Genomic DNA, 19,378 nt, shown 5'->3' on the forward strand with positions numbered 1-19,378 from the left:
CGCTATCGTGTGACCAAACAAGCCAGGGCGCTCGCCGGCCCAGTTAAAAGGTCCACTCCATGATCGCGTTATCGACCGTATCATCCACGCTTCGACGCTGCTGCGCGCTTTTCGGTAAAGCAGCGATGCTTGCATGTGCGTTTTCGACAGTGGCGTCCGCAGACGCTCAAATGCCGGTGACGACGATCGTCGCCAAGCGAGGCGCGCTGACGGAAAGGATCGAGGTGGTTGGTTCGCTCGCGGCGCGGGAAGAGATCGAAGTCTATCCCGCCGTCGTCGGCAAGGAGGTCAGGCAGATTCTGGTAGAGGCCGGGCAACATGTTGAACGCGGCCAGGCGCTCGCGCTCCTGGACACGACCGAAGCACTGATGTTGCTGGACAAGAATGCGGTGAGCCTCCTTCGCGCGCGTGCTGCCGTGGCGGTTGAGAGCAGCAAGATAGAGGTGGCGATGGTTACCGAAGCCGAAGCGCGCAAGAAGCTGGAACGCAGCCGCTCGCTACAGCCAAAAGGAGCGATCGCCGACAATGTCCTCGAGGAAGACCTGAATGCTCACGCCCGAGCCGTCGCGGAATTGCGACTGGCGCGCCAATCGTTGGAGCTCGCCAACGCAGATCAACAGTTGATCGCCAGCGAGCGGCGGCAAATCGAACTGACTGTTCAGAGAAGCACCCTGCGGGCCCCCAGCTCGGGTCGGATCTTGAGCCGGAAAGCGCGTGTCGGGGGGATGACATCGAGCTCCGCCGACCCTCTTTTTGTCATTGCTGACGATGATGATATCGAGTTCGTGGCGCAGGTGACGGAGACAAGCTTCGTTCGGCTGCGCGAAGGCATGAGCGCCGAAATTACCTTGCCAGGACGCGACCGAGCCATCGCGGGAACCGTCCGGTTGAATGCCGCGCAACTCGATCCCAAGACAAGAAGCGGGACGGTGCGGATCGAACTTGCAGACAAGGCCGGACTTATCCCAGGCGTCTTTGCGCGGGGTAACATCAGTGTCGAAGACCGGCAGAATGTTCTCCTCCCGGGAACGGCCGTCAAAAGCACGGCGGCCGGCCACAACGTTTACGTCGTTTCAGACGGGCTCGTGGATATCCGCCCGGTCCACATCGGATCACAGCAAGGCGGCTTCGTGGAAATCGTCGACGGCATCCGGGAGGGAGAGGAGGTAGTCCTGAAATCAGGTGCCTTCCTGAAGGCACAGGAGCGGGTGAGGCCCGTATTGGCCGCGACACCGGCAACGCGTGCCGACGCCTCCACATCTACGCCAAATCGGCTCGGAGCTCGACTTCAATGAACATATCGGCCTGGGCAATTCGCAACCCGCTTCCTTCGATCCTCCTATTCCTACTCCTTGTCACCGCGGGTCTTTACAGCTTTTCACGGCTGCCCGTTACTTACTTCCCGACCATCGACGAGCCGGCGGTGAATGTGACCATCGACCAACCCGGCGGCGCGCCGAGCGAGTTGGAGACTGAACTCACTCGTCTTGTTGAAGACGCGGTAGCGTCTCTTGCAGGCGTGGAAGAGATCAAGTCGACGGTCACTCAAGGCCGTTCCGTTACCGCTGTCGAATTTGAGTTGGGCGTGATTTCGCCAGACCGCGCCATGGGTGACGTCCGCGACGCGGTTGCGAAAATCCGCAGCGATCTTCCCGATGGAATAGATGAGCCTGTCATCGAACGGGCTGAGGAAGAAGCGCAGGCGGTGGTGACTTATGCCGTGACAAGCCAGGACATGACCGTTGCTGAGCTTTCGTGGTTCGTCGACGATGTTGTTGCCCGGCAGTTGCAGGGTCTGAAGGGCGTTGGCCGCATTGATCGTGTCGGAGGTGCTGACAGGGAAATCCATGTCGAACTCGATCCTTCGCGATTGCAGGCGCTCTCCCTGACGGCGAATGCCGTTAACGAAAGCCTCATCGCAAGCCAGTTGGATCGTTCCGGGGGCCGCAGCAACCTGAATGGCAGAGAACGGACGCTGACGACCGCCGCGGCGGCGCAGACGATTGCAGAACTGGGTGGTTCTCGCATCCTCCTGTCGGACGACGCCAGTGTGAAACTGGAAGATGTCGGCAGCGTCCAGGATACGATCACGGAGGCCCGCGCCTTTGCGACTTTGGATCAGGAGGACGTTGTAGGTTTCGCGGTCTATCGCTCAAAGGGTTCGAGCGAGCTCGCTGTTGCGGAGGAAGTGGCCGTCGCACTGGAGAAGCTACATCTCGAACAGCCGTCGATCCGCTTCAAGCTGGTCGACGACAATATGTCCTACACGGCGGGCAACTACAACTCGGCCATGCATACCCTCTATGAGGGCGCGGCATTGTCAATCGTCGTCGTATTTCTATTCCTGCGCGACTGGCGGGCCACGGTCGTGGCGGCAATCGCGCTTCCGCTTTCGATCATCCCGACCCTTTTTGCCATCGATCTCCTGGGCTTTTCCCTCAACATTCTCAGTTTGCTTGCGATCACCCTGGTGACAGGAATTCTCGTGGACGATGCGATCGTTGAAATCGAAAACGTGGTGCGTCACCGCGACATGGGCAAATCCGCCTACCGGGCTGCGTTGGACGCCTCTGACGAAATAGGGCTTGCTGTCATAGCCATATCCGCAACGATCATGGCTGTCTTCATACCCGTGGGCTTCATGAGCGGCGTGGTCGGGCTGTACTTTCGAGAATTCGGGCTGACCGTTGCGATAGCGGTGTTCTTTTCACTTCTGGTGGCCCGATTGATCACCCCAATCATGGCTGCATACATCATGACCAACGCTCCTCCGTCGGACATTCGGAGAGGGCGCCTGGTGTCGGCCTATGAGGGACTGCTGAAGGTCAGTCTGCGGTGGCGATGGATGACGGTCGGATCCGCATTCGCGGCTTTCGCATTGGCTTTATACGCCCTGACCTCGCTGCCGACCGCCTTTTTGCCGGAAGAGGATACGGGGCGGTTGACCCTTTCGGTGGAGCTGCCCCCTGGGGCGGCTTTGCAGGAAACACGAGCAGCGACGGACGAAATAGCCGCCCTGATCCGGCGGGATCCCGCGGTGGAAGGCGTATTCGTTAGGGCGGGGTCGAGTACGGCCGGACAGGAAGACGTACGATATGCGGTCGTCCTGGTCGATCTGCTCCACAAATCCGACCGCGACCGTTCATCGTTCTCGATACAAGCCGATCTTGAAAAGGCGCTTTCCTCCATTTCGGACGTCAGGCTGCGCTTTCTCAACACCCGCGGCGGGCGGGACATATCTTTCGCTGTCCTGTCCGCGGATGGCGTTCTGGCTCAGCGGGCCGCAGATAACATACTGCAGGAGCTCGCCGCTGACAGAAATTTCGTCAACCCGACCGCTGACAACGCGGCAACGCGACCAGAACTGCGGGTGAAAGTCGACCCCGACAAGGCCTCAACGATCGGTGTATCTCCGGCAGAGCTTGCGCGCACGATCCGCGTATCGACGGTGGGCGACGTCGACAGCCGACTGCCCAACTTCATCGACGGCGGCCGACAGATCCCAATCCGTGTGCTGCTCCAGACGGATGCTCGCGACGATTTGCCAACCCTTGAAATGCTGTCGGTACCGACGACGCGAGGGACGTCGGTTCCGTTGTCTTCCGTCGCCGACGTCAGCTTCGATGAGAGGGTCGCCGCCATCGAGCGATTCGATCGCCAGCGTCGCATCGAAATCTCAGCGGACATGGCTGACGGCATGACGTCGGGCCAGGGCCTCGACAGGCTGACACAGCTCAATAGCGTCAAGAACCTGCCGGCGGGCGTGCGCATTCAGGCGACCGGGGATTCCGATACCGAAGGCGAGGTGTTCTCAAGCTTTGCGGTGGCGATGGGATCGGGCGTCATGCTTGTGCTTGTCGTTCTCATCCTCCTCTTCGGAAGCGTGCTGGCGCCCTGGACCATCCTGGCCTCCCTTCCCCTGTCGATCGGCGGCGTTGCAGCTGGCCTCATGCTGAGCGGCAACGCCGTCTCGCTTCCCGTCGTCATCGGTATCCTGATGCTGATGGGGATCGTGACAAAAAACGCCATCATGCTCCTGGACTTCGCCATTGAACGTGAAGCCCATGGGCTGTCTCGCGTCGATGCGATCATCGAAGCCTGTTCGGAGCGAGTTCGCCCCATCATCATGACCACGTTCGCTATGATCGGGGGAATGGCCCCATCCGCGCTCGGGGTAGGGGACGGAGGCGAATTCAGGGCGCCGATGGCGATCGCGGTGATTGGCGGTCTGCTCGTGTCCACGGTTCTATCGTTGATCGTCATCCCGTCGCTCCACCTGATCGTTTCCGACTTTGGCGATCGTACCGCTCGGATCTTCAAGCCCTTCCTCCAGTCGGCCGAGATCTGAAGGTTGCAGGCGCCGCAAGGACGCTTGCACTACCAATGGAGGGCCGGCCAACCACCTGGCCGGCCCTGCCGTATATCGCAGAGCGTTTTTTCCGCAGCGCCGCCACTTTGCCGGTCACGTCAATTCTGCGTCGCGATGCGAGCGGCTGCGGCTCTTATCGCCATGGCTGGACGCGTTTGGTATCACTGCGTGTAGTGACCGTAACAAAACTTAATAAAGCGAAATATTCGAGGACCAGCAGCCGGCCCATTGTCGGGTCCTTAAACAGGAAAAGACCTATGCAGCCCAATTCAGCATCCGCGAAGATATTGATCGTGGAAGACGACTTCGAAATCGGCAATCTTCTGGCGTCGACAATTCAGGAAAGCGGGATGCTGCCGACCGTGGCCGAGGACGGAAACGTGATGCAGTCCCTGCTTCGCAGCAATTCCTATGATCTGATCATCCTCGATGTCATGCTGCCGGGCGAAGATGGCCTAAGCATTTGCAAACGCATCCGTTCGGAAAGAACGATCCCCATAATCCTGTTGACGGCACTCGGAGAGGAAGTCGACCGGATCGTGGGACTGGAAGTCGGCGCCGATGACTACATTACGAAACCCTTCAGCCCAAGAGAGGTGGTCGCTCGGATTCGCAGTCTCCTGCGTCGCGCCTCTTACGGCCTGACAAGTAGCTCTGCTCAAAGGAAGCTGCGGTTTGACGGATGGGTGATTGACCCGATGCGGCGCCGGCTTCACGACCCCGGCAACGCTCGCATCGCTTTGACAACGACGGAATTCGATCTTCTGCTGGCGTTCTGCAGAAATCCGGGCAGGGTCATCACCCGCGAGGAGCTGCTCTTGTTTACCCATTCCGGGCTGGCTGGGCCGATCGAGCGCAGTATTGATGTGCATATCAGCCGCCTCCGCCAAAAGATCGAGGCTGATCCTCGCGAGCCAACGCTCCTGCAGACGGTCAGGCTGGGAGGATATACTTTCACCGCGTCGGTGGAGGAGGTCTGAAGTAGCGGCCGCGATCTTTCTCCGCCGCCGCAACTGCCATATTGCGCACGGCAACGCATGTCGCCTGCGGATCGGATGCGATCCGTGCAGGCGACACGCCATTTATCTTCGCTCGCCGGCTTTAGAACTTGTAGCCAACAAAAGCAGAAACGGAAGGCTGGATCTTCTTCTCGACGATCGGGCTATCCGCGGCATCTCCGGTGAGCACTCCGATGCCTGCTTCACCACGCACCAACCAATGATCGCTCAGTGCGTATGTGGCAGAGGCAGAAAGGTCGACACGCTTCAAGCCTGCTTCCGCTTTATATTCAGGCAGGCCTGAACGTGCCGACTGAGCGGCATCGACGCCAAAATAGGCCTGCATATGTTTGTCATTGGCCACGGTGGCTTCGGCGCGTGCGCCCAGAATGAGACGCTCCGTGACCGGGGCCGAGTACTCTACCCCAAACTTTCCGATCAGGCTTTCACTGCCATTGATGGTCTGGTCGACGCTCGCATAGATTTTGACCGGACCCCAATCATAGCCGACTTTTGCGCCGACTGTTGCGGCGAAGTCGATGTCGCCGAGGCCGCGGAGGCGATCACCGTCACCCTCATCCCGCCCTGATTCGTAGCCAACCGCAGCGGAAATGGAAAATCCGCCTTGATCCAGGACAGTGACGCTGATCCCACCTGGATCGATTTCCAACCATTTGCCGTAGGTAAACACGACGAAGGGAATGGGGCTGACTTCAAATTCGTCGCTCCCTTCGTATTTAGGCTCGTAAGAAGCGCCTGCGCCAAGGATCAAGCTCCAATTGCGCTCCGGTTGGCGTTTGTCGAAACGCTGCTTGTCGAAAGGTGGCTCCGGCGTCTGCTCGGTGGCGGTCTGGTCGGCGCCATAGGCGTTTGGAGAAAATCCCGCAACGCTGAATGCGGCGCATAAGGCGAGGGGCGAAAGACGCCGCTTGGCTTTTTTAAGATGTAGCATAAGGGCTCCAGAACAGGTTATCAGTCCCCCCAACAGAGGAGCCTGCGATGGCTTGTGTTTCATGCTGGAGCCCTCGGTTGCGTGTTTTTTTGTTGCACTTTGTTGCAGCCCGCCGCGATCGGCAACGAGGCGGCCCCGCCGTAACAAAACGTAATAATCGCGCAGCAGGAAACGCGGGATCTTGTGAGGGAGTTCGACTATGTTTCCGGTTCGCCGAGCGGCCTCGGCTCAAGCGCGCTTCTCAATTCCAAAAGGGTGCTCATGTTCTTTCGCCGGCTTCCAGGCCTATCGACGATCCATAGTCAGATCACGGGCGTCATTCTTCTCAGCCTCGCCATCACCGTTTTAGGCGGCTCTTTTCTCAAGCAGCGGGTTGAAACCGGATACTCGCTAGTTGATGTTGAGGAACTCGCCGACAGTGTGTTCACGATAAGCTCCATCCTCAAAACGGCCACGCCCGAAGAGCGCGACATCGTTCTTCAAGCAGCCAATCGTGCCGGTTGGCACTTCACTCTGCGACCTCGCGCCTTGGCGGAAACGTTCAAGAGTTCATGGCCGGGGGAAAGCGTCCTGGACGCTACGATGGACTGGCTTTTTTCGCCCGATGGGAGACAGACGCCACTCGGCGGCTGGAAAACCTTTGTTGATGACAAGCGCGTCGTCTCAGCTGAGATTGACGATAAAACAATCCTCGTTTTGGACGGCCTTCCCAGCACGGCGTTCTGGAGCGAGGTCCTCGATTATCTGGTGGCGGTTATTACTTTGATCGTGCTGTTTTCTTCGTTCGGGGTCTGGGCAATCACGCGGCCGCTACGGAAGATTGCTTCCGCGGCTGCGAATGCTGACATCACGTCTGGTCGGGTAATCTTCGAAGAGGAAGGCAGCGTAGAGATCGTCGCTGTTGCGCGCTCCTTGAACGGGATGAGCGATCGTATCACCGATATGATCCACGGCAGGACGCGGATGCTGCGCGGGGTGAGCCACGATCTGCGCACGCCATTGACGAGACTAAGACTTCGAATAGAGCGGGTCGGCGACGGGCAATTGCGCGATATGTTGCTGGCGGATATCTCTCGCATCGATAGTCTCCTCAAAGAGAGCCTCAGCTATCTGCGTGACGACCATCATCGCGAGCAGGTAGAAACGATTGACCTGGCAACGACGCTGCAGACGATCTGCAGCGAGTTTGACGATGTGGGCCACAAGGTCGACTATATCGGCCCCAATCATCTGTCCGCCAATTGCAAGCCTCTCGCGATAACGCGTGCAGTGACCAACCTTTGCGAAAACGCTGTGAAATTTGGCGACAAGGTCGCAATCGAGCTGAAGCGAAGCGGAGACAAGGTCGTTGTCGACGTATCGGACAATGGCCCCGGGATACCGAAGCAATCTCGTGCACAGGTGTTGGAGCCATTCTTCAAGCTGAATGCGGCGAGGACTGACGGCAACGCCGGGTTCGGGCTAGGATTGTCCATCGTTGGGGAAATCGTGCAAGCTCACCGAGGAACGCTGGAACTGTTGGACGGGGAGTCATCCGGCCTCTTGGCGCGGTTAACGTTTCCAGCAGATCTCCAGGCTGACAGCGTCACCGCGCAGGTTCGGTGAACGCCTGGGCGATGGCTTTGATCGGTGCAGTAAGGACCTTAGCTATGGCTATAACTCGGCGGGTTTGCCCGCTCTGGGCCGGTATTTGCTGCGGAGGTATGGGCGCTCGCGTCGAAATTGCCTGCAGCATTGGTGAGGGAAGCCAACATCGCGTCCGCCTGATTGAAATATTGTTCGATCCATGGGACGGGGCCGACGCCAAATCGCCTTTTCGATCCCCACCGCTGGCCTTTTTCGACCATTGTATCCCAAGGTCTCGGCTTCCCGTGGAAGACGATGATTTTTGCGTTCCGCGGCTGCCTGATCCTCGGCAAAAGCAGATTGATCGGAAAGTATTTTGTGCAGCTTCTCTTGAAGCTGACGCAGAAACCTGTCGGCCAGTAACTTTTTTGCCGCACTGCCTGCGTCAGGTAGGACTGGTCGTTCTTGAATTGCGCGATGATCGCCTCAGCTTTGCCTACGAAGTCGTGGTAAATTCCATCGACATCTCCTGCATGAAACCCAAAGACGGATGACTGGGCACCCCTGTCCGGCCTGAAGCTATCTGGGAGAAGGCTCCAGAGATCCGGATTCCACTCCCGTTGGATCACAAAATGATGGCGCTCCCGAAGCACGCCGACCAGCGGGGCGAGTGATTGTTGGATCATGACGTCGAGATCGAGAAAAAGCACGACGTCTCCGGGCGGGAAAAGACCCGGGGCAAACACGCCGATCTTGGGCCAGCACCCTCGTCTCCACGCCTGCTCAGGCAAGCCGAGATTCGGGATATGACGAGTGAGAATGCCGGAAGCAAGGCCGCGACGATCGTCGGTCAGGCAGACAAAGTCGAACGGCTCCTCCATGTTGCGCAGCACACCGGCATAAAGAGCATTGACATGGCTGGCGGTGAAAGCCGTGCCCCATTTCATGCAAACAATCGTAACCAACATGCCGCTCCATCGATGATCTGGAGACGGTCTAAGCGACTTCGGCGCGAATGATTGTTTATAGTTGTTATATGATGTTGCCGAAGATTGTCATCGATGTCGGCGGGTTCCCACCACCAGTTGCGCCCTGGCGCCGAGGCCGAGAAAGCCGAGACCGGCGACCGTGAGGAGGATGCCCGACATGTTGAGGGTCGGGCGGATGATGATCGACGGCGCGCACAACGGCGGCACGCGAAGCAGGACGCGACCCGTATCGACATAGATCTGAAATCTGGTATATCAGGCGCTGTACGCTCACCGCCTCGTCAACGGATTTCGCGAAAATGATTCCTGAGCCCACTGGAAGCCCACGGTCCGAAGCGTTTGCGAAGATCGACCCGAAATTTCAGATGACGGTGCGCGATCACGTCCATCGCAGTTTGCGGGCTGCCATCCTCGCGGGGCGGTTCGCAACGGGGGAGAAGGTCAACGAGCGCAGCCTGGCCGAACAATTCGGCGTCAGTACCACGCCGATCAAAGAGGCGCTGCGGCAACTCGAGACGGAAGGCCTGGTCGAGGCGCTGCCCCGGCGCGGCGTCATCATCCGGTTCGATATGGGATGGGCGGAGGAGATGATTCTTGCCCGCGCGGCGCTCGAATCGATGATTGCGCACCTGGCCGCCAAGCGCATCGGCAAGCCTGCCGGCGCCGAGCTGACGGCAATAGCCGACCTGATGGCAAAGGCGACGACCTCGGCGGATGCGGACAGCCTCATTTCCCTCAACGAGCAATTCCACGAGCACATTCACCGCAGTTCGCGCTGCAGTTATCTGGCGAAACTGATCGAGCGGCAGCAATTTTATGACGCCAGCATCCGCCGCGTCATCCACATGGATCCCGCCGAGCGGCAAAAAGCCCTCGAAGAACACACCGCCATCGCTAAGGCTATCGTCACCGGTGATGCGGATCTCGCCGAGCGGCAGATGCGCAACCATGTCGTGCGCTCCGGCGAAACCTATTTGAACATCGTTTTCGGCAGCAAAAAGGATATCGGACGTGAATGACAGGCTTCAGACTGTAAGAAAGGCGCTGACCGGCATTTCCGGTGTTCCCGTGACGCCTTACCGGCAAGACGGGACTGTCGACGTCGAAAAGCTGGGAGAGCTGATCAGGCGCCTGGCGGTTGCCAAGGTCCACAACTTGATGGCGGCTGGCAATACCGGCGAGTTCTTCACGCTCACTATGGACGAAGTTCGCATCGTGCATGCCACCACGATCAAGGCGGCCGACGGCATGTCGCTGGTGAGCGCCGCCGTCGGTCGCTCGCTGACCGAAGCAAAGGCGCTTGCCAAGGACGCGATTGCCGAAGGTGCGGACGCGATCATGGGCCATCATCCCATGGACCCGTTTGCCGGGCCGTCCTATCAGGCCGGCTATTTCCTGGAACTGGCGGAGTTTTGCACCGTACCGGTCATCGCCTACGTGCGCAGCGATAGTTTCTCGGTCGAGGATTTTCGCAAACTCGCACTGCATCCGAACATCGCCGGCATCAAGTTCGCCTCGTCGAACCTGATGCTGCTCGCAGAAGTCATTCGTGCGACCCGCGACGCTCCCGCGATCTGGGTCTGCGGTCTGGCCGAAGGCTGGGCGCCGGCATTTTACGCCATGGGCGCCAAGGGCTTCACCTCGGGTCTCGTCAACGTCTTCCCCGAACGCTCGCACGCCATCCACCGGGCGCTGGAGGCGGGCAATTATGCGACGGCGCGAGAATTGATCGACAGCATCGCCGGCTTCGAAACGCTGCGCACGAAATACAATAACGGCGCCAACGTGACGGTTGTGAAGGAAGCGCTCGGCATGCTCGGCACCGATGTCGGACCGGTGCGCATTCCGGGCGTCGTCGCCCTCAACGAAGATGAGCGGCGGATCCTGCGGACCATCGTCGATCGCGTCAAAACCGAAACGCTTGCCGCCTGAGGAGGAAACCAAGGTGCATATTACCGGAATAAAGACATACATGCAGCGCGTCGACGACCGTCCTCGCCTGCTGCTCAAGATCGAGACCAGCGAAGGCATTTCCGGCTGGGGCGAATGCTACAATCATGGCCCCGACTGGGCGCTTCCGCCGCTTCTCGACTACTTCTTCCACCAGATCGAGGGAGAAGACCCGCGCCGCGTGGAATTCCTCGTCCTGAAGCTCAACCAACAGTGCCGGTTTCCTCCCGGCGCGCTCGGCCTTGCCGCGATTTCTGCAATCGATCACGCATTGTGGGATATCGCCGGCAAGGCTGCGGGTCTGCCGGTCTACATGCTGCTCGGCGGCAATGTGCGTGACCGCGTCCGCGTCTATTGCGGTGTCTATACCGCACCCGATCCACAGGACGCGCTCGATCAGACGCTCAAGCTCCATGAAGACTACGGTTATACCGCGTTCAAGCTGAGCCCCTATCGCCGCGATCTTCACAACAGCCGCTGGGGCGAACTGGTGAAGGAAACGGGCGACTATTTCGGCAAGATCCGCGAGATCACCCCTTCGCATTTCGAATTCGCCTTCGATGCACACGCGAAGATCTACGAACCTTACCAGGCCGTCCAGCTGGCTGCGGCGATCGCACCCTATGATCCGCTTTTCTACGAAGAACCGATCCGGCCTGAACATATTCCCGCATGGACGGAATTGAAGTCGAAGGTAACGGTGCCGCTGGCGACCGGCGAATCTCTCTACAACCGCTTCGAGTTCCTGGCACTGCTTTCCGCCCGCGGCGCCGACATCATCCAGCCGGACATCTGCGTCGTTGGCGGCGTCAGCGAAATGCGCCGCATCGCGGCGATCGCGGAAGCCCACTATGTCACCGTCGCACCGCATAACCCGATGGGGCCGCTCGCAACCGCGGTGAACATCCACTTCTCCGCAGCCCAGCCGAACTTCAAGATCCTGGAGTTCAAGCCGCATGTGCACGCGCCCTGGGCGCTCGACCCCTATATGCCGGTGGACGGATATATGAACCTGCGCCCGGATCGCCCGGGCTGGGGTATCGAGATCGACGAAAAGGTGCTGGCCAAGGACGATTACATCCACTGGGAGCGCAAGATCACCCGCAAGCCGGACGGCTCGACGGCCTATCCGTGAAAACCGCCGGAGATCGGCCGCAAACATGCGATGCCGAACCGGTGGCTCATGATCATGCCCGCAAGCCGTAGCGGGCATGTGTCAGAGTTCTCTCGATGCCGCGAAGCTCCGCCAGCCCCTTGAGACGTCCGATGGCGGGGTAGCCCGGCTGGGCTCCGCGCGTCAGGTCGTCGAGGATTTCCTGCCCGTGATCCGGCCGCATGGGGATGCGATGATCCTCGCGGCCTTCCCCGCGCCGACGAGCCTCTTCCGAAAGCAGTGCGGCGATCACCGCAACCATGTCCGTTCCGCCTTCCAGATGTTCGTCCTCGAAGAAAGAGCAGGGGACCGTGTCGGTGTCCCGTGTCACATTCCGCAGGTGCACGAAATGGATGCGGTCGGCAAAGCGCGAGGCGATGAAGGGCAGATCGTTATCGGGCCTGGCACCGAGCGAGCCGGTGCAGAGCGTCACGCCATTGGCGCGCGCGCCGACCTGATCCAGCATATGTGCGTAATCGGCCTCGGTCGACAGGATGCGCGGAAGGCCAAGCAACGGCCAGGGCGGATCGTCGCCGTGAGCGCAGATATTGATGCCGACCTCTTCCGCCACGGGCGTGACTTCAGTCAGAAAGTCGACGAGGTTCTGCTGCAGCCGTTCCCGGTCGATACCCTGGTAGGAGCGAAGTTTTTCCAGCAGTTGGTCGAGCGTATAGCCGTCCGCCGAGCCCGGCAGCCCCGCCCCGATGTTTTTGCCCAAGGCTGCGATCTTCGCATCGGCCATCTCGGAAAACCGTTCCGCCGCACCCTCCTGCAGCCATTCCGGGTAATCACTGTAAGCCTCGGGACGCTTGAGGATATGGATATCGAAGGCGGCAAAATCCGTCAGGTCGAACCGCATGGCCTTGGCGCCATGGCGCATGTCCCAGCGCAGGTCCGTGCGTGTCCAATCGAGGATCGGCATAAAATTGTAACAGACCGTGCGGATGCCGGAGGCCGAAAGACGCCGCAGCGTTTCCTGCCAGTTGGCGATATGGCGCTTCCAGTCGCCGGTCTGCGTCTTGATGTCTTCGGAAACCGGAACACTCTCCACGACATCCCACACCAGGCCGCCGGCCTTGATCTCCTCGTGTCGCCTGGAAATCTCGTCGACCGGCCAGACCTCGCCGGTCGCAATGTGGTGGAGCGCCGAAACGATGCCTTCCGCGCCGGCCTGCGCCGCGTCTCTTACGCTCACTTTGTCGACCGGGCCGAACCAGCGCCACGTATGTCTCATGTCTCGTCCTTCACGCTTTCTCAGTTTGTTTAAATGTGATCTGCACCTTGCAGGCCCTGGAACGGTCCTCGGCCTGTTCGAAAGCCGCGGTCGCCGCATCAAGCGGGAAACTGTGCGAGATGATCGGCCGCACGTCGATGCGCCGCGTGGCGATCAGATCGACCGCCTCGGCAAATTCGGAATGGAAGCGCTGCGAGCCGCGCCAGACGATCTCCTTGCCGACCAGCGCATTCAGCGGGATCGTCATGTCACCGGTCACGCCGACCTGGACGAGGGTTCCGCGCGGCTTGATCGCGGCAAATGCCGATCGCAGGGCCGCACCTGAAGCCGAGCATTCGAACACCACGTCGAAGCTGCCCTTGTTCTCCTGGAAGGGGAGGAGCCCGTCCGGATCGGAGGCCACGTTGATCGTTTCGGTCGCTCCCATTGACGGCGCCCGCGACAGGGCTGCGTCAGCCAGATCCGTCACCACGATTCTCGCGGCACCCGCATGCCGGGCGGCGGCAACCGTCAGAAGCCCGATCGGGCCTGCCCCCGTGACCAGCACGTTGCGACCCGACAGGTCTCCGGCCAGGGCGACGGCATGCAGGCACACCGCAAGCGGCTCCGCACAGGCAGCCTCGCCCGGCGACACGTCACGTCCCACCGGATGGCACTGGATCGCCGGAACGACCAGCCTCTCGCGGAACATGCCGTTTTCGTGCGGCAGGCGCATGGCCGAGCCCATGAAACGCATGTCGAGGCAATGGATCGGCTGGTCGATCCGGCAGTATTGGCAATGGCCGCAGGGCTGCGATGGGTTGACCGCTACCAGTTGCCCAAGATTGAGCCCGGAAACCCCTTCGCCCAAGGCTTCGACGAAGCCCGAGGCCTCGTGGCCGGCGATGATGGGTTCGCGAACCCGCACCGGCCCAAACCCGCCATCCTGGTAATAATGCAGGTCCGAGCCGCAGATGCCGCCCGCCGCCATGGCCAGCAGCACTTCGCCCGGGCCGGGCTTGCGGTAATCAAGATCTTCGATCCTGATGTCACGGATACCGTGGAGACGAGCGACGCGCGTCTTCATGCGATGCCTTTCTCTTTCAGAGAGATCGTGCCCCGTACGCGTCAGAAAGCCGTACGGGACCGGGTTTCAGCGGATCAGTCCCATCTCCGTCGGCAGCCAGAGAGTGATGGCCGGGATGAAGGTGATCAGCAGCAAGGCGATGATGAGCGGCACCAGCCAGGGAATGATCGCCATCGTCGTACGCTCGACGGATAGTCGCGCGACACGCGACAGGACGAAGAGCACCATGCCGAGCGGCGGATGCAGGAGGCCGATCATCAGGTTCAGCGTCATTATCAATCCGAAATGCACCGGATCGATACCGAACTGCTTGACCAGCGGCAGCAGGATCGGGACGAGGATGGTAATCGCCGCGATCGTATCGAGGAAGCAGCCGACGAACAGCATCAGCAGGTTCACCAGGATCAGGAAGATCCATTTGTTGCTGGTGATGGAGAGAATCGCATTCGACAGAAGCTGCGCCGTCTGGCTGACGGTCAAAAGCCAGGCAAACACGGAGGCTGCGGCCACGATGAACAGCACGGATGCCGTCGTTTCAATCGTGTCGAAGCTCGCCTTTGCGATCGTCCTGAATGTCATGGTCCGGTAGCGCACCATGCCGAGGAAAAGCGACCAGAGAACGGCCGCGACGGCTGCTTCCGTCGGCGTAAACCAGCCCATGGTCATGCCACCAATCAGGATGACCGGGGTCATCAGCGCCATCACCGCGGAAAAGTTGAAATACCAGTCGCATATCAGCAGCACGGCCAGTGCAATGAAAATGGCAAAGTTGAGCGACAGGCCGAGCGTGATCAGAACCCAGATGGTGGCCGGGACCATCATCACGACGAGGATCTCCGACGACGCGCCGATCAGGCCCTTGATGCTGAACGGGGCATCCGAGCCCCAGCGTTTGACGTAGGCAAAGATCGCCACGGTGACCATCATCAGCACCGTCATCACGACGCCGGGCACGATGCCGGCCATGAAGAGAGCGCCGATCGAGACATTCGCCATCATGCCGTAGATGACGAAGGGCAGCGACGGCGGAAAGATCGGCCCGAGCGTGGCAGAGGCCGCGGTAACGCCAACGGCCGCTTCCACCGGATAGCCGTGATCGCGCATGGCCTTGATCTCGATGGTGCCGATGCCTGCGGCATCTGCCAGTGCCGTTCCCGACATGCCGGAAAACACCACCGAGCCGATGATGTTCACCTGCGCGAGGCCACCCTTCATCCAGCCGACAAGGGCAACGGCGAAGGCGTAGATGCGGCCGGTGACGCCCGCGATATTCATCAGGTTGCCGGCGAGGATGAAGAAGGGAACGGCCAGAAGCGGAAAGCTTTCGACGCCGGCAATCAGCCGCTGCGCGGCAATGATGTCGGGCGCGACGTCATAGAAGACAATGTACAGGACCGATGACACGGCCATGGAGACGGCGACCGGAAGTCCGATCAGCATCAGGGCAAGAAACGAACCTATGAGCAGCAACATGGCGTCAATCCTCCACGCTCTGGAAAGCTTCCGGTCGCTCCAGAACGGAGTAACCCCGGCGCATGTTGGCGATGAAGACCTGGATCGAGCGCAGCAGCATCAGCACGAAGGCGGCAAGCACGGAATAGAAGACGATGTTGCGCGGCAGTTGCACCGTCACCATCTCCTCGTCCGCCACGATCTCCATGTAACGCCACATCAGCCATGATCCGTAGAGGAAGAAGCCGATGCGGATGAGATCCACCGCCGTCGCCATCACGCGGGTCACGCGGGCGGGCAGGTAATGATAGAGGACATCCACCTGGATATGGCGTGATGTGCGCACGCACATCACGGCGCCCAGGAACACCACGCCGATCAGGCAGTTGACGGCGATTTCCTCTGTCCAGGCATAACTGTTGTTGAGGACGTAGCGTGTGAAGAACTGGAGGAAGACACAACCCGTCATCAGCCAGAAAAGGGCCAGGGTGATCCAATCCTCGAACGCATAAGTGCTGAGATTGGCCTCAGTTGGCGCCTCGTCAAATGTATGGGCAAGTTCTTCAGGCGTGACCTTGGTATGAATTTCCTGCGACGCTGACATCGATAGCATCCTGTCCGGGTATGAACCTCACTGCGCCGGGAAAACGTTCGCCGGCCGGGCGAGCCGCCGCAGCCTCCAGAAAGGTGCGGCGGGCCCGCCTGGTGACCAGCCGAAACGGCAGGTCCCATGCGCAATGGAAGGAATTGTCGAACAGGCGCGGCCCGAAGACCGCGCCATGGGCTTACTTGATTGCGCGGATTGCTTCCCAGTCGGCCTTTTCATAGCCGAACTCCTCGAGCTTGACCTTTTCGACGACGTTCTTCAGGAAGTCCGCCTTGTCGACTTCCGTCACGGTCAGGCCCTTCTTCTTGAACTCGTCGACCAGTTCCTTTTCACGGGCGTCGATCGTTTTCGACGAACGCACGCTGGCTTCCTGCGCGACGTCGGAGAAGATCTTCTTGTCCTCGTCTGACAGGCTGGTCCAGAGCTTCTTCGAGAACAGCGTGTTGAGGTGGTCGACGATATGGCCGGTCAGGACGATATTCTTCTGCACCTCATAAAACTTCTTCGCCTCGATCGTGGTCAGCGGATTTTCCTGCGCGTCGACCGTGCCATTCTGCAGGGCGAGGTAAACTTCGGCAAAGGCGATCGGCGTTGTATTGGCGCCGCAGGCCCGCGGCATGGCGAGATAGGCTGGAACATCCGGCACGCGCATCTTCACGCCCTGCAGGTCGGCGCACTTGGAAATCGGCTTGTTGGATGTGGTGTGGCGCGTTCCGTAATAGGTTACGGCGGCGATATGGTTGCCGGTCTTGTCTTCATAGCCCTTGGCGAGACGCTTGAAGATGTCGCTCTTGGTATAGGCGATCAGGTGGCTCGCATCGCGGAAGATATAGGGATAATAGGTGACGCCGATCGGCTTGTAATCGCGCGCCGCAAAACTGGAGCCGGAGATGATGATATCCACGGTGCCGAGCTTGAGGCCCTGGTTGATGTCGGCTTCTTTTCCAAGCTGTGAAGCCGGATATACGTCGATCTTGTAACGGCCATTGGTCCGCTTGGCGATTTCGCCGGCGGCCCAGACGGAGTCGGTGTGGAAAGGCTCGGATGTCTCATAGACATGAGCCCATTTCAGCACGGTTTCGGCATGCGCCGAAAGCGTCGATGCAATGATGACTGCGGCGGCGCCAAGCAATGTCTTCAGTCGGTGTTTCATTCTTTCCTCCCAGTGAAACGGAACTGTATGGTCGACCCCACCGCAGTGGTGGAGGTCAGTCTTCTCTGGTCTGCTCCTCCTCGAAGCTTTCCGAGAATCTCTTTTGCGCCAGCGTCAGATGACGGCGCATGGCCTCGCGTGCCGCGGCAGGGTCTCCCGCTGCGATGGCGTCACGAATGACGCGGTGCTCCTCGAGCGCCAGCTTCCATGTGTGCGGCCCTTCGAAATAGCTGGCGAGCTTCGTAAAATAGGGCGACATCCGCGTATCGTAGATCAGCCCGGTGAAGTGCTTCAGGGCCGAATTGCCGATGATGTCGGCGATCGCCGTGTGAAAATCGCGGTCGCAGGCAAGAGCGACCGGGCCGTCGTCCAGCGACTGCTCCATGCGCTCCAAAAGCAGATCGATCCGGGCGATGCCGTCGGGCGTCACCAGACGCGCGGCCTCCTCCGCGATGCTGCTTTCGATCAGGCACCGCGCCTGAAGGATTTCGAGGGGGCCGCCTCCTTCGTCGTTCGGCAGGACGCTGGCGGGCTGTCGCGGAGCGCTGCTGATATAGACGCCGGATCCCATCCGGATCTGAATCCGGCCTTCGACCTCGAGCACGATCAGAGCCTCGCGGACCGTCGGCCGGGAAACGGAAAATCGCTCGGCAAGCTCTCGTTCGGGCGGAAGCCTCGAACCCGGCTTCAGCTCCCCCGTATCGATCAGCGTACGAATCTGCTCCGCAACCTGGCGATAAAGCCGGCGCGGCTCCAAGGCCACGAACATCGAACTCCTCCGAGCGCATCACTCCTCTGATGCGCAGGCGGTCAGATTGTCTGACCAATTTCTACTATGGGTTAATTGAAAAATCTGTCAAGTGGCCATCGGCCTATTCCGCGCGCGGTGTTTCCGTTCTCAACGCCGCTATCAGCATGTCCACGAATGCGGAAACCTTAGGCGGGCGAAAACGTGCAGCCGGATAGACCGTGAAGACGCCGCCCGACGGCAGCTGCCATTCAGGCAGGACGTGAATAAGGCGTCCATCGGCCAAGTCAGCAGTCGCGAGGAAATCCGGCAGCACGGACAATCCGCCACCTTGCCTTACTGCTTCCATGACCGCCGGCGTGGTATTGATCGCGATAGACGCCTTGAACCGCACCGTGAGTGCCTCCTGATCACCGCGCGTAAACGTCCATTCCAAAGGTTCTCGCAGCGCGTTATTGGCAACGAAGGGCAGGGCGGGCAAATCGGCGAGCCCGTTTAATTCCGCTAGTCGTGTGGCAAACTGAGGCGGGCCGACAAGGTATTGCCGGAAAAAGCCGATCCGTCTGGCCTGGAGGCTTGAGTCAGCCAGCCACCCGACGCGAATAGCGAGGTCCATGTTCTCGGAGACCAGATCGACCATCCTGTCGCTGAGATTGAGTTCCACCCTGCAATCCGGATAGCGGGACGTGAAGGCGGTGACCAAAGGCACGACTACCGACGTGCCATAGTCGTAGGGTGCGGTGATCCTCAACAGGCCCTTGGGTTCCGACCTGGCTTGAGCCAGTTCCCCCAGCGCATCCTCGGCCTCTCTGAGGATCGACACGCAACGGGCGTGAAACATCTGTCCTGCCTCGGTAGGCTGGACCCGCCGCGTCGTGCGCATCAGCAACGTCGTGCCGACCTCCTGTTCGAGCCTGGCAACCTGCTGGCTGACGACTGCCTTGGTTATGCCGAGATACTCCGCCGCCCGGGTGAAAGATCCGGCGTCGACGACAGCGACAAAATAGGCGAGCCGGTTGAGATTTCTCGCTTCTTGCATAAAAGCCCCCGCGCGACTGTCAACTCCTAGCATACATTCTGTCGTATTTGTTGGTCTTCTTCGTTCTATCCCGCCGTGTCATCTTTGGCTTCACAAGGAGCG

16 protein-coding genes and 1 pseudogene are annotated in these 19,378 nt (G+C 59.9%); 7 read left to right on the forward strand and 10 right to left on the reverse strand.

Translation table 11 applies throughout. The annotated features are described in order from the left end of the window. Positions 1 to 170 precede the first annotated feature (170 nt). From MOV61_RS03340 to MOV61_RS03350, 3 genes are all read left to right on the forward strand, one after another. Entirely contained in the window at positions 171 to 1,295 is a 1,125-nt protein-coding gene (locus tag MOV61_RS03340; RefSeq protein ID WP_247135550.1) for an efflux RND transporter periplasmic adaptor subunit, read from the forward strand. After that, positions 1,292 to 4,348: an efflux RND transporter permease subunit gene (locus MOV61_RS03345; protein ID WP_247135551.1), complete on the forward strand. Its 3,057-nt coding sequence runs from the start codon at positions 1,292 to 1,294 to the stop codon at positions 4,346 to 4,348. The genes MOV61_RS03340 and MOV61_RS03345 overlap by 4 nt, the downstream gene beginning before the upstream one ends. 278 nt (positions 4,349 to 4,626) lie before the next feature. Then, positions 4,627 to 5,349, forward strand: a complete 723-nt coding sequence (locus MOV61_RS03350) for a response regulator transcription factor (protein ID WP_040124382.1) — start codon at positions 4,627 to 4,629, stop codon at positions 5,347 to 5,349. A 121-nt stretch (positions 5,350 to 5,470) separates the two neighbouring features. Here the strand turns inward: MOV61_RS03350 and MOV61_RS03355 are convergent, their stop codons facing one another. Continuing rightward, positions 5,471 to 6,319, reverse strand: coding sequence for a MipA/OmpV family protein (locus MOV61_RS03355; RefSeq protein WP_247135552.1), 849 nt, complete (start codon positions 6,317 to 6,319; stop codon positions 5,471 to 5,473). Between the two features lie 183 nt (positions 6,320 to 6,502). Here MOV61_RS03355 and MOV61_RS03360 point away from each other — a divergent pair, with 183 nt between their 5' ends. After that, the gene (locus tag MOV61_RS03360) at positions 6,503 to 7,924 is read left to right on the forward strand and encodes an ATP-binding protein (RefSeq protein ID WP_247135553.1); all 1,422 of its coding nucleotides are present in this window, start codon (positions 6,503 to 6,505) and stop codon (positions 7,922 to 7,924) included. A gap of 38 nt (positions 7,925 to 7,962) precedes the next feature. On the opposite strand, the gene MOV61_RS03365 is transcribed toward MOV61_RS03360, so the two are convergent. Together MOV61_RS03365 and MOV61_RS03370 are read right to left on the reverse strand one after the other, a co-directional pair. Further along, positions 7,963 to 8,853: a hypothetical protein gene (locus tag MOV61_RS03365; RefSeq protein WP_247135554.1), complete on the reverse strand. Its 891-nt coding sequence runs from the start codon at positions 8,851 to 8,853 to the stop codon at positions 7,963 to 7,965. 123 nt (positions 8,854 to 8,976) lie between these two features. After that, positions 8,977 to 9,093 (reverse strand): annotated as a pseudogene (locus tag MOV61_RS03370) (D,D-dipeptide ABC transporter permease); the annotation flags it as partial. Between the two features lie 80 nt (positions 9,094 to 9,173). Between MOV61_RS03370 and MOV61_RS03375 the strand changes: the two are divergent. From MOV61_RS03375 to MOV61_RS03385, 3 genes are read left to right on the forward strand one after another with little or no spacing between them, the layout of a single operon-like run. Then, positions 9,174 to 9,893: a GntR family transcriptional regulator gene (locus tag MOV61_RS03375; RefSeq protein WP_247135555.1), complete on the forward strand. Its 720-nt coding sequence runs from the start codon at positions 9,174 to 9,176 to the stop codon at positions 9,891 to 9,893. After that, the gene (locus MOV61_RS03380) at positions 9,886 to 10,806 is read left to right on the forward strand and encodes a dihydrodipicolinate synthase family protein (protein ID WP_247135556.1); all 921 of its coding nucleotides are present in this window, start codon (positions 9,886 to 9,888) and stop codon (positions 10,804 to 10,806) included. Before MOV61_RS03375 ends, MOV61_RS03380 begins: the two co-directional genes overlap by 8 nt. A 13-nt stretch (positions 10,807 to 10,819) precedes the next feature. Beyond that, on the forward strand, positions 10,820 to 11,959 hold the full coding sequence (locus MOV61_RS03385) for a mandelate racemase/muconate lactonizing enzyme family protein (RefSeq protein WP_040125716.1): 1,140 nt from the start codon (positions 10,820 to 10,822) through the stop codon (positions 11,957 to 11,959). Between the two features lie 52 nt (positions 11,960 to 12,011). On the opposite strand, the gene uxuA is transcribed toward MOV61_RS03385, so the two are convergent. The 7 genes from uxuA to MOV61_RS03420 form a co-directional block, all read right to left on the reverse strand. Beyond that, complete coding sequence (uxuA, locus tag MOV61_RS03390; protein WP_247135557.1) at positions 12,012 to 13,211, reverse strand: mannonate dehydratase; 1,200 nt, start codon at positions 13,209 to 13,211, stop codon at positions 12,012 to 12,014. 10 nt (positions 13,212 to 13,221) lie between these two features. Continuing rightward, the gene (locus tag MOV61_RS03395) at positions 13,222 to 14,277 is read right to left on the reverse strand and encodes an L-idonate 5-dehydrogenase (RefSeq protein ID WP_247135558.1); all 1,056 of its coding nucleotides are present in this window, start codon (positions 14,275 to 14,277) and stop codon (positions 13,222 to 13,224) included. Between the two features lie 66 nt (positions 14,278 to 14,343). Then, positions 14,344 to 15,750 (reverse strand): TRAP transporter large permease, encoded by a 1,407-nt coding sequence (locus tag MOV61_RS03400; protein WP_247135559.1) that lies wholly within the window; start codon positions 15,748 to 15,750, stop codon positions 14,344 to 14,346. A gap of 4 nt (positions 15,751 to 15,754) precedes the next feature. Beyond that, on the reverse strand, positions 15,755 to 16,333 hold the full coding sequence (locus MOV61_RS03405) for a TRAP transporter small permease (protein WP_247135560.1): 579 nt from the start codon (positions 16,331 to 16,333) through the stop codon (positions 15,755 to 15,757). 181 nt (positions 16,334 to 16,514) lie between these two features. After that, positions 16,515 to 17,489, reverse strand: a complete 975-nt coding sequence (locus tag MOV61_RS03410) for a sialic acid TRAP transporter substrate-binding protein SiaP (RefSeq protein WP_040124394.1) — start codon at positions 17,487 to 17,489, stop codon at positions 16,515 to 16,517. 55 nt (positions 17,490 to 17,544) lie between these two features. Next, positions 17,545 to 18,258, reverse strand: coding sequence for a FadR/GntR family transcriptional regulator (locus MOV61_RS03415; RefSeq protein WP_247135561.1), 714 nt, complete (start codon positions 18,256 to 18,258; stop codon positions 17,545 to 17,547). Between the two features lie 103 nt (positions 18,259 to 18,361). Then, positions 18,362 to 19,276 (reverse strand): LysR family transcriptional regulator, encoded by a 915-nt coding sequence (locus tag MOV61_RS03420; protein ID WP_247135578.1) that lies wholly within the window; start codon positions 19,274 to 19,276, stop codon positions 18,362 to 18,364. Positions 19,277 to 19,378 lie beyond the last annotated feature (102 nt).

This window comes from Neorhizobium sp. BETTINA12A (assembly GCF_023006485.1).
Lineage (GTDB): Bacteria > Pseudomonadota > Alphaproteobacteria > Rhizobiales > Rhizobiaceae > Neorhizobium.

Excerpts from the sequence above, each read along its gene's own strand:
- MOV61_RS03350 (WP_040124382.1), top strand. The coding sequence starts at position 4,627 with ATGCAGCCCAATTCAGCATCCGCGAAGATATTGATCGTGGAAGACGAC.
- MOV61_RS03340 (WP_247135550.1), top strand. The coding sequence starts at position 171 with ATGCCGGTGACGACGATCGTCGCCAAGCGAGGCGCGCTGACGGAAAGG.
- uxuA (WP_247135557.1), bottom strand. The coding sequence starts at position 13,211 with ATGAGACATACGTGGCGCTGGTTCGGCCCGGTCGACAAAGTGAGCGTA.
- MOV61_RS03400 (WP_247135559.1), bottom strand. The coding sequence starts at position 15,750 with ATGTTGCTGCTCATAGGTTCGTTTCTTGCCCTGATGCTGATCGGACTT.
- MOV61_RS03395 (WP_247135558.1), bottom strand. The coding sequence starts at position 14,277 with ATGAAGACGCGCGTCGCTCGTCTCCACGGTATCCGTGACATCAGGATC.
- MOV61_RS03420 (WP_247135578.1), bottom strand. The coding sequence starts at position 19,276 with ATGCAAGAAGCGAGAAATCTCAACCGGCTCGCCTATTTTGTCGCTGTC.
- MOV61_RS03345 (WP_247135551.1), top strand. The coding sequence starts at position 1,292 with ATGAACATATCGGCCTGGGCAATTCGCAACCCGCTTCCTTCGATCCTC.
- MOV61_RS03375 (WP_247135555.1), top strand. The coding sequence starts at position 9,174 with ATGATTCCTGAGCCCACTGGAAGCCCACGGTCCGAAGCGTTTGCGAAG.
- MOV61_RS03355 (WP_247135552.1), bottom strand. The coding sequence starts at position 6,319 with ATGCTACATCTTAAAAAAGCCAAGCGGCGTCTTTCGCCCCTCGCCTTA.
- MOV61_RS03405 (WP_247135560.1), bottom strand. The coding sequence starts at position 16,333 with ATGTCAGCGTCGCAGGAAATTCATACCAAGGTCACGCCTGAAGAACTT.
- MOV61_RS03410 (WP_040124394.1), bottom strand. The coding sequence starts at position 17,489 with ATGAAACACCGACTGAAGACATTGCTTGGCGCCGCCGCAGTCATCATT.
- MOV61_RS03365 (WP_247135554.1), bottom strand. The coding sequence starts at position 8,853 with ATGTTGGTTACGATTGTTTGCATGAAATGGGGCACGGCTTTCACCGCC.
- MOV61_RS03415 (WP_247135561.1), bottom strand. The coding sequence starts at position 18,258 with ATGTTCGTGGCCTTGGAGCCGCGCCGGCTTTATCGCCAGGTTGCGGAG.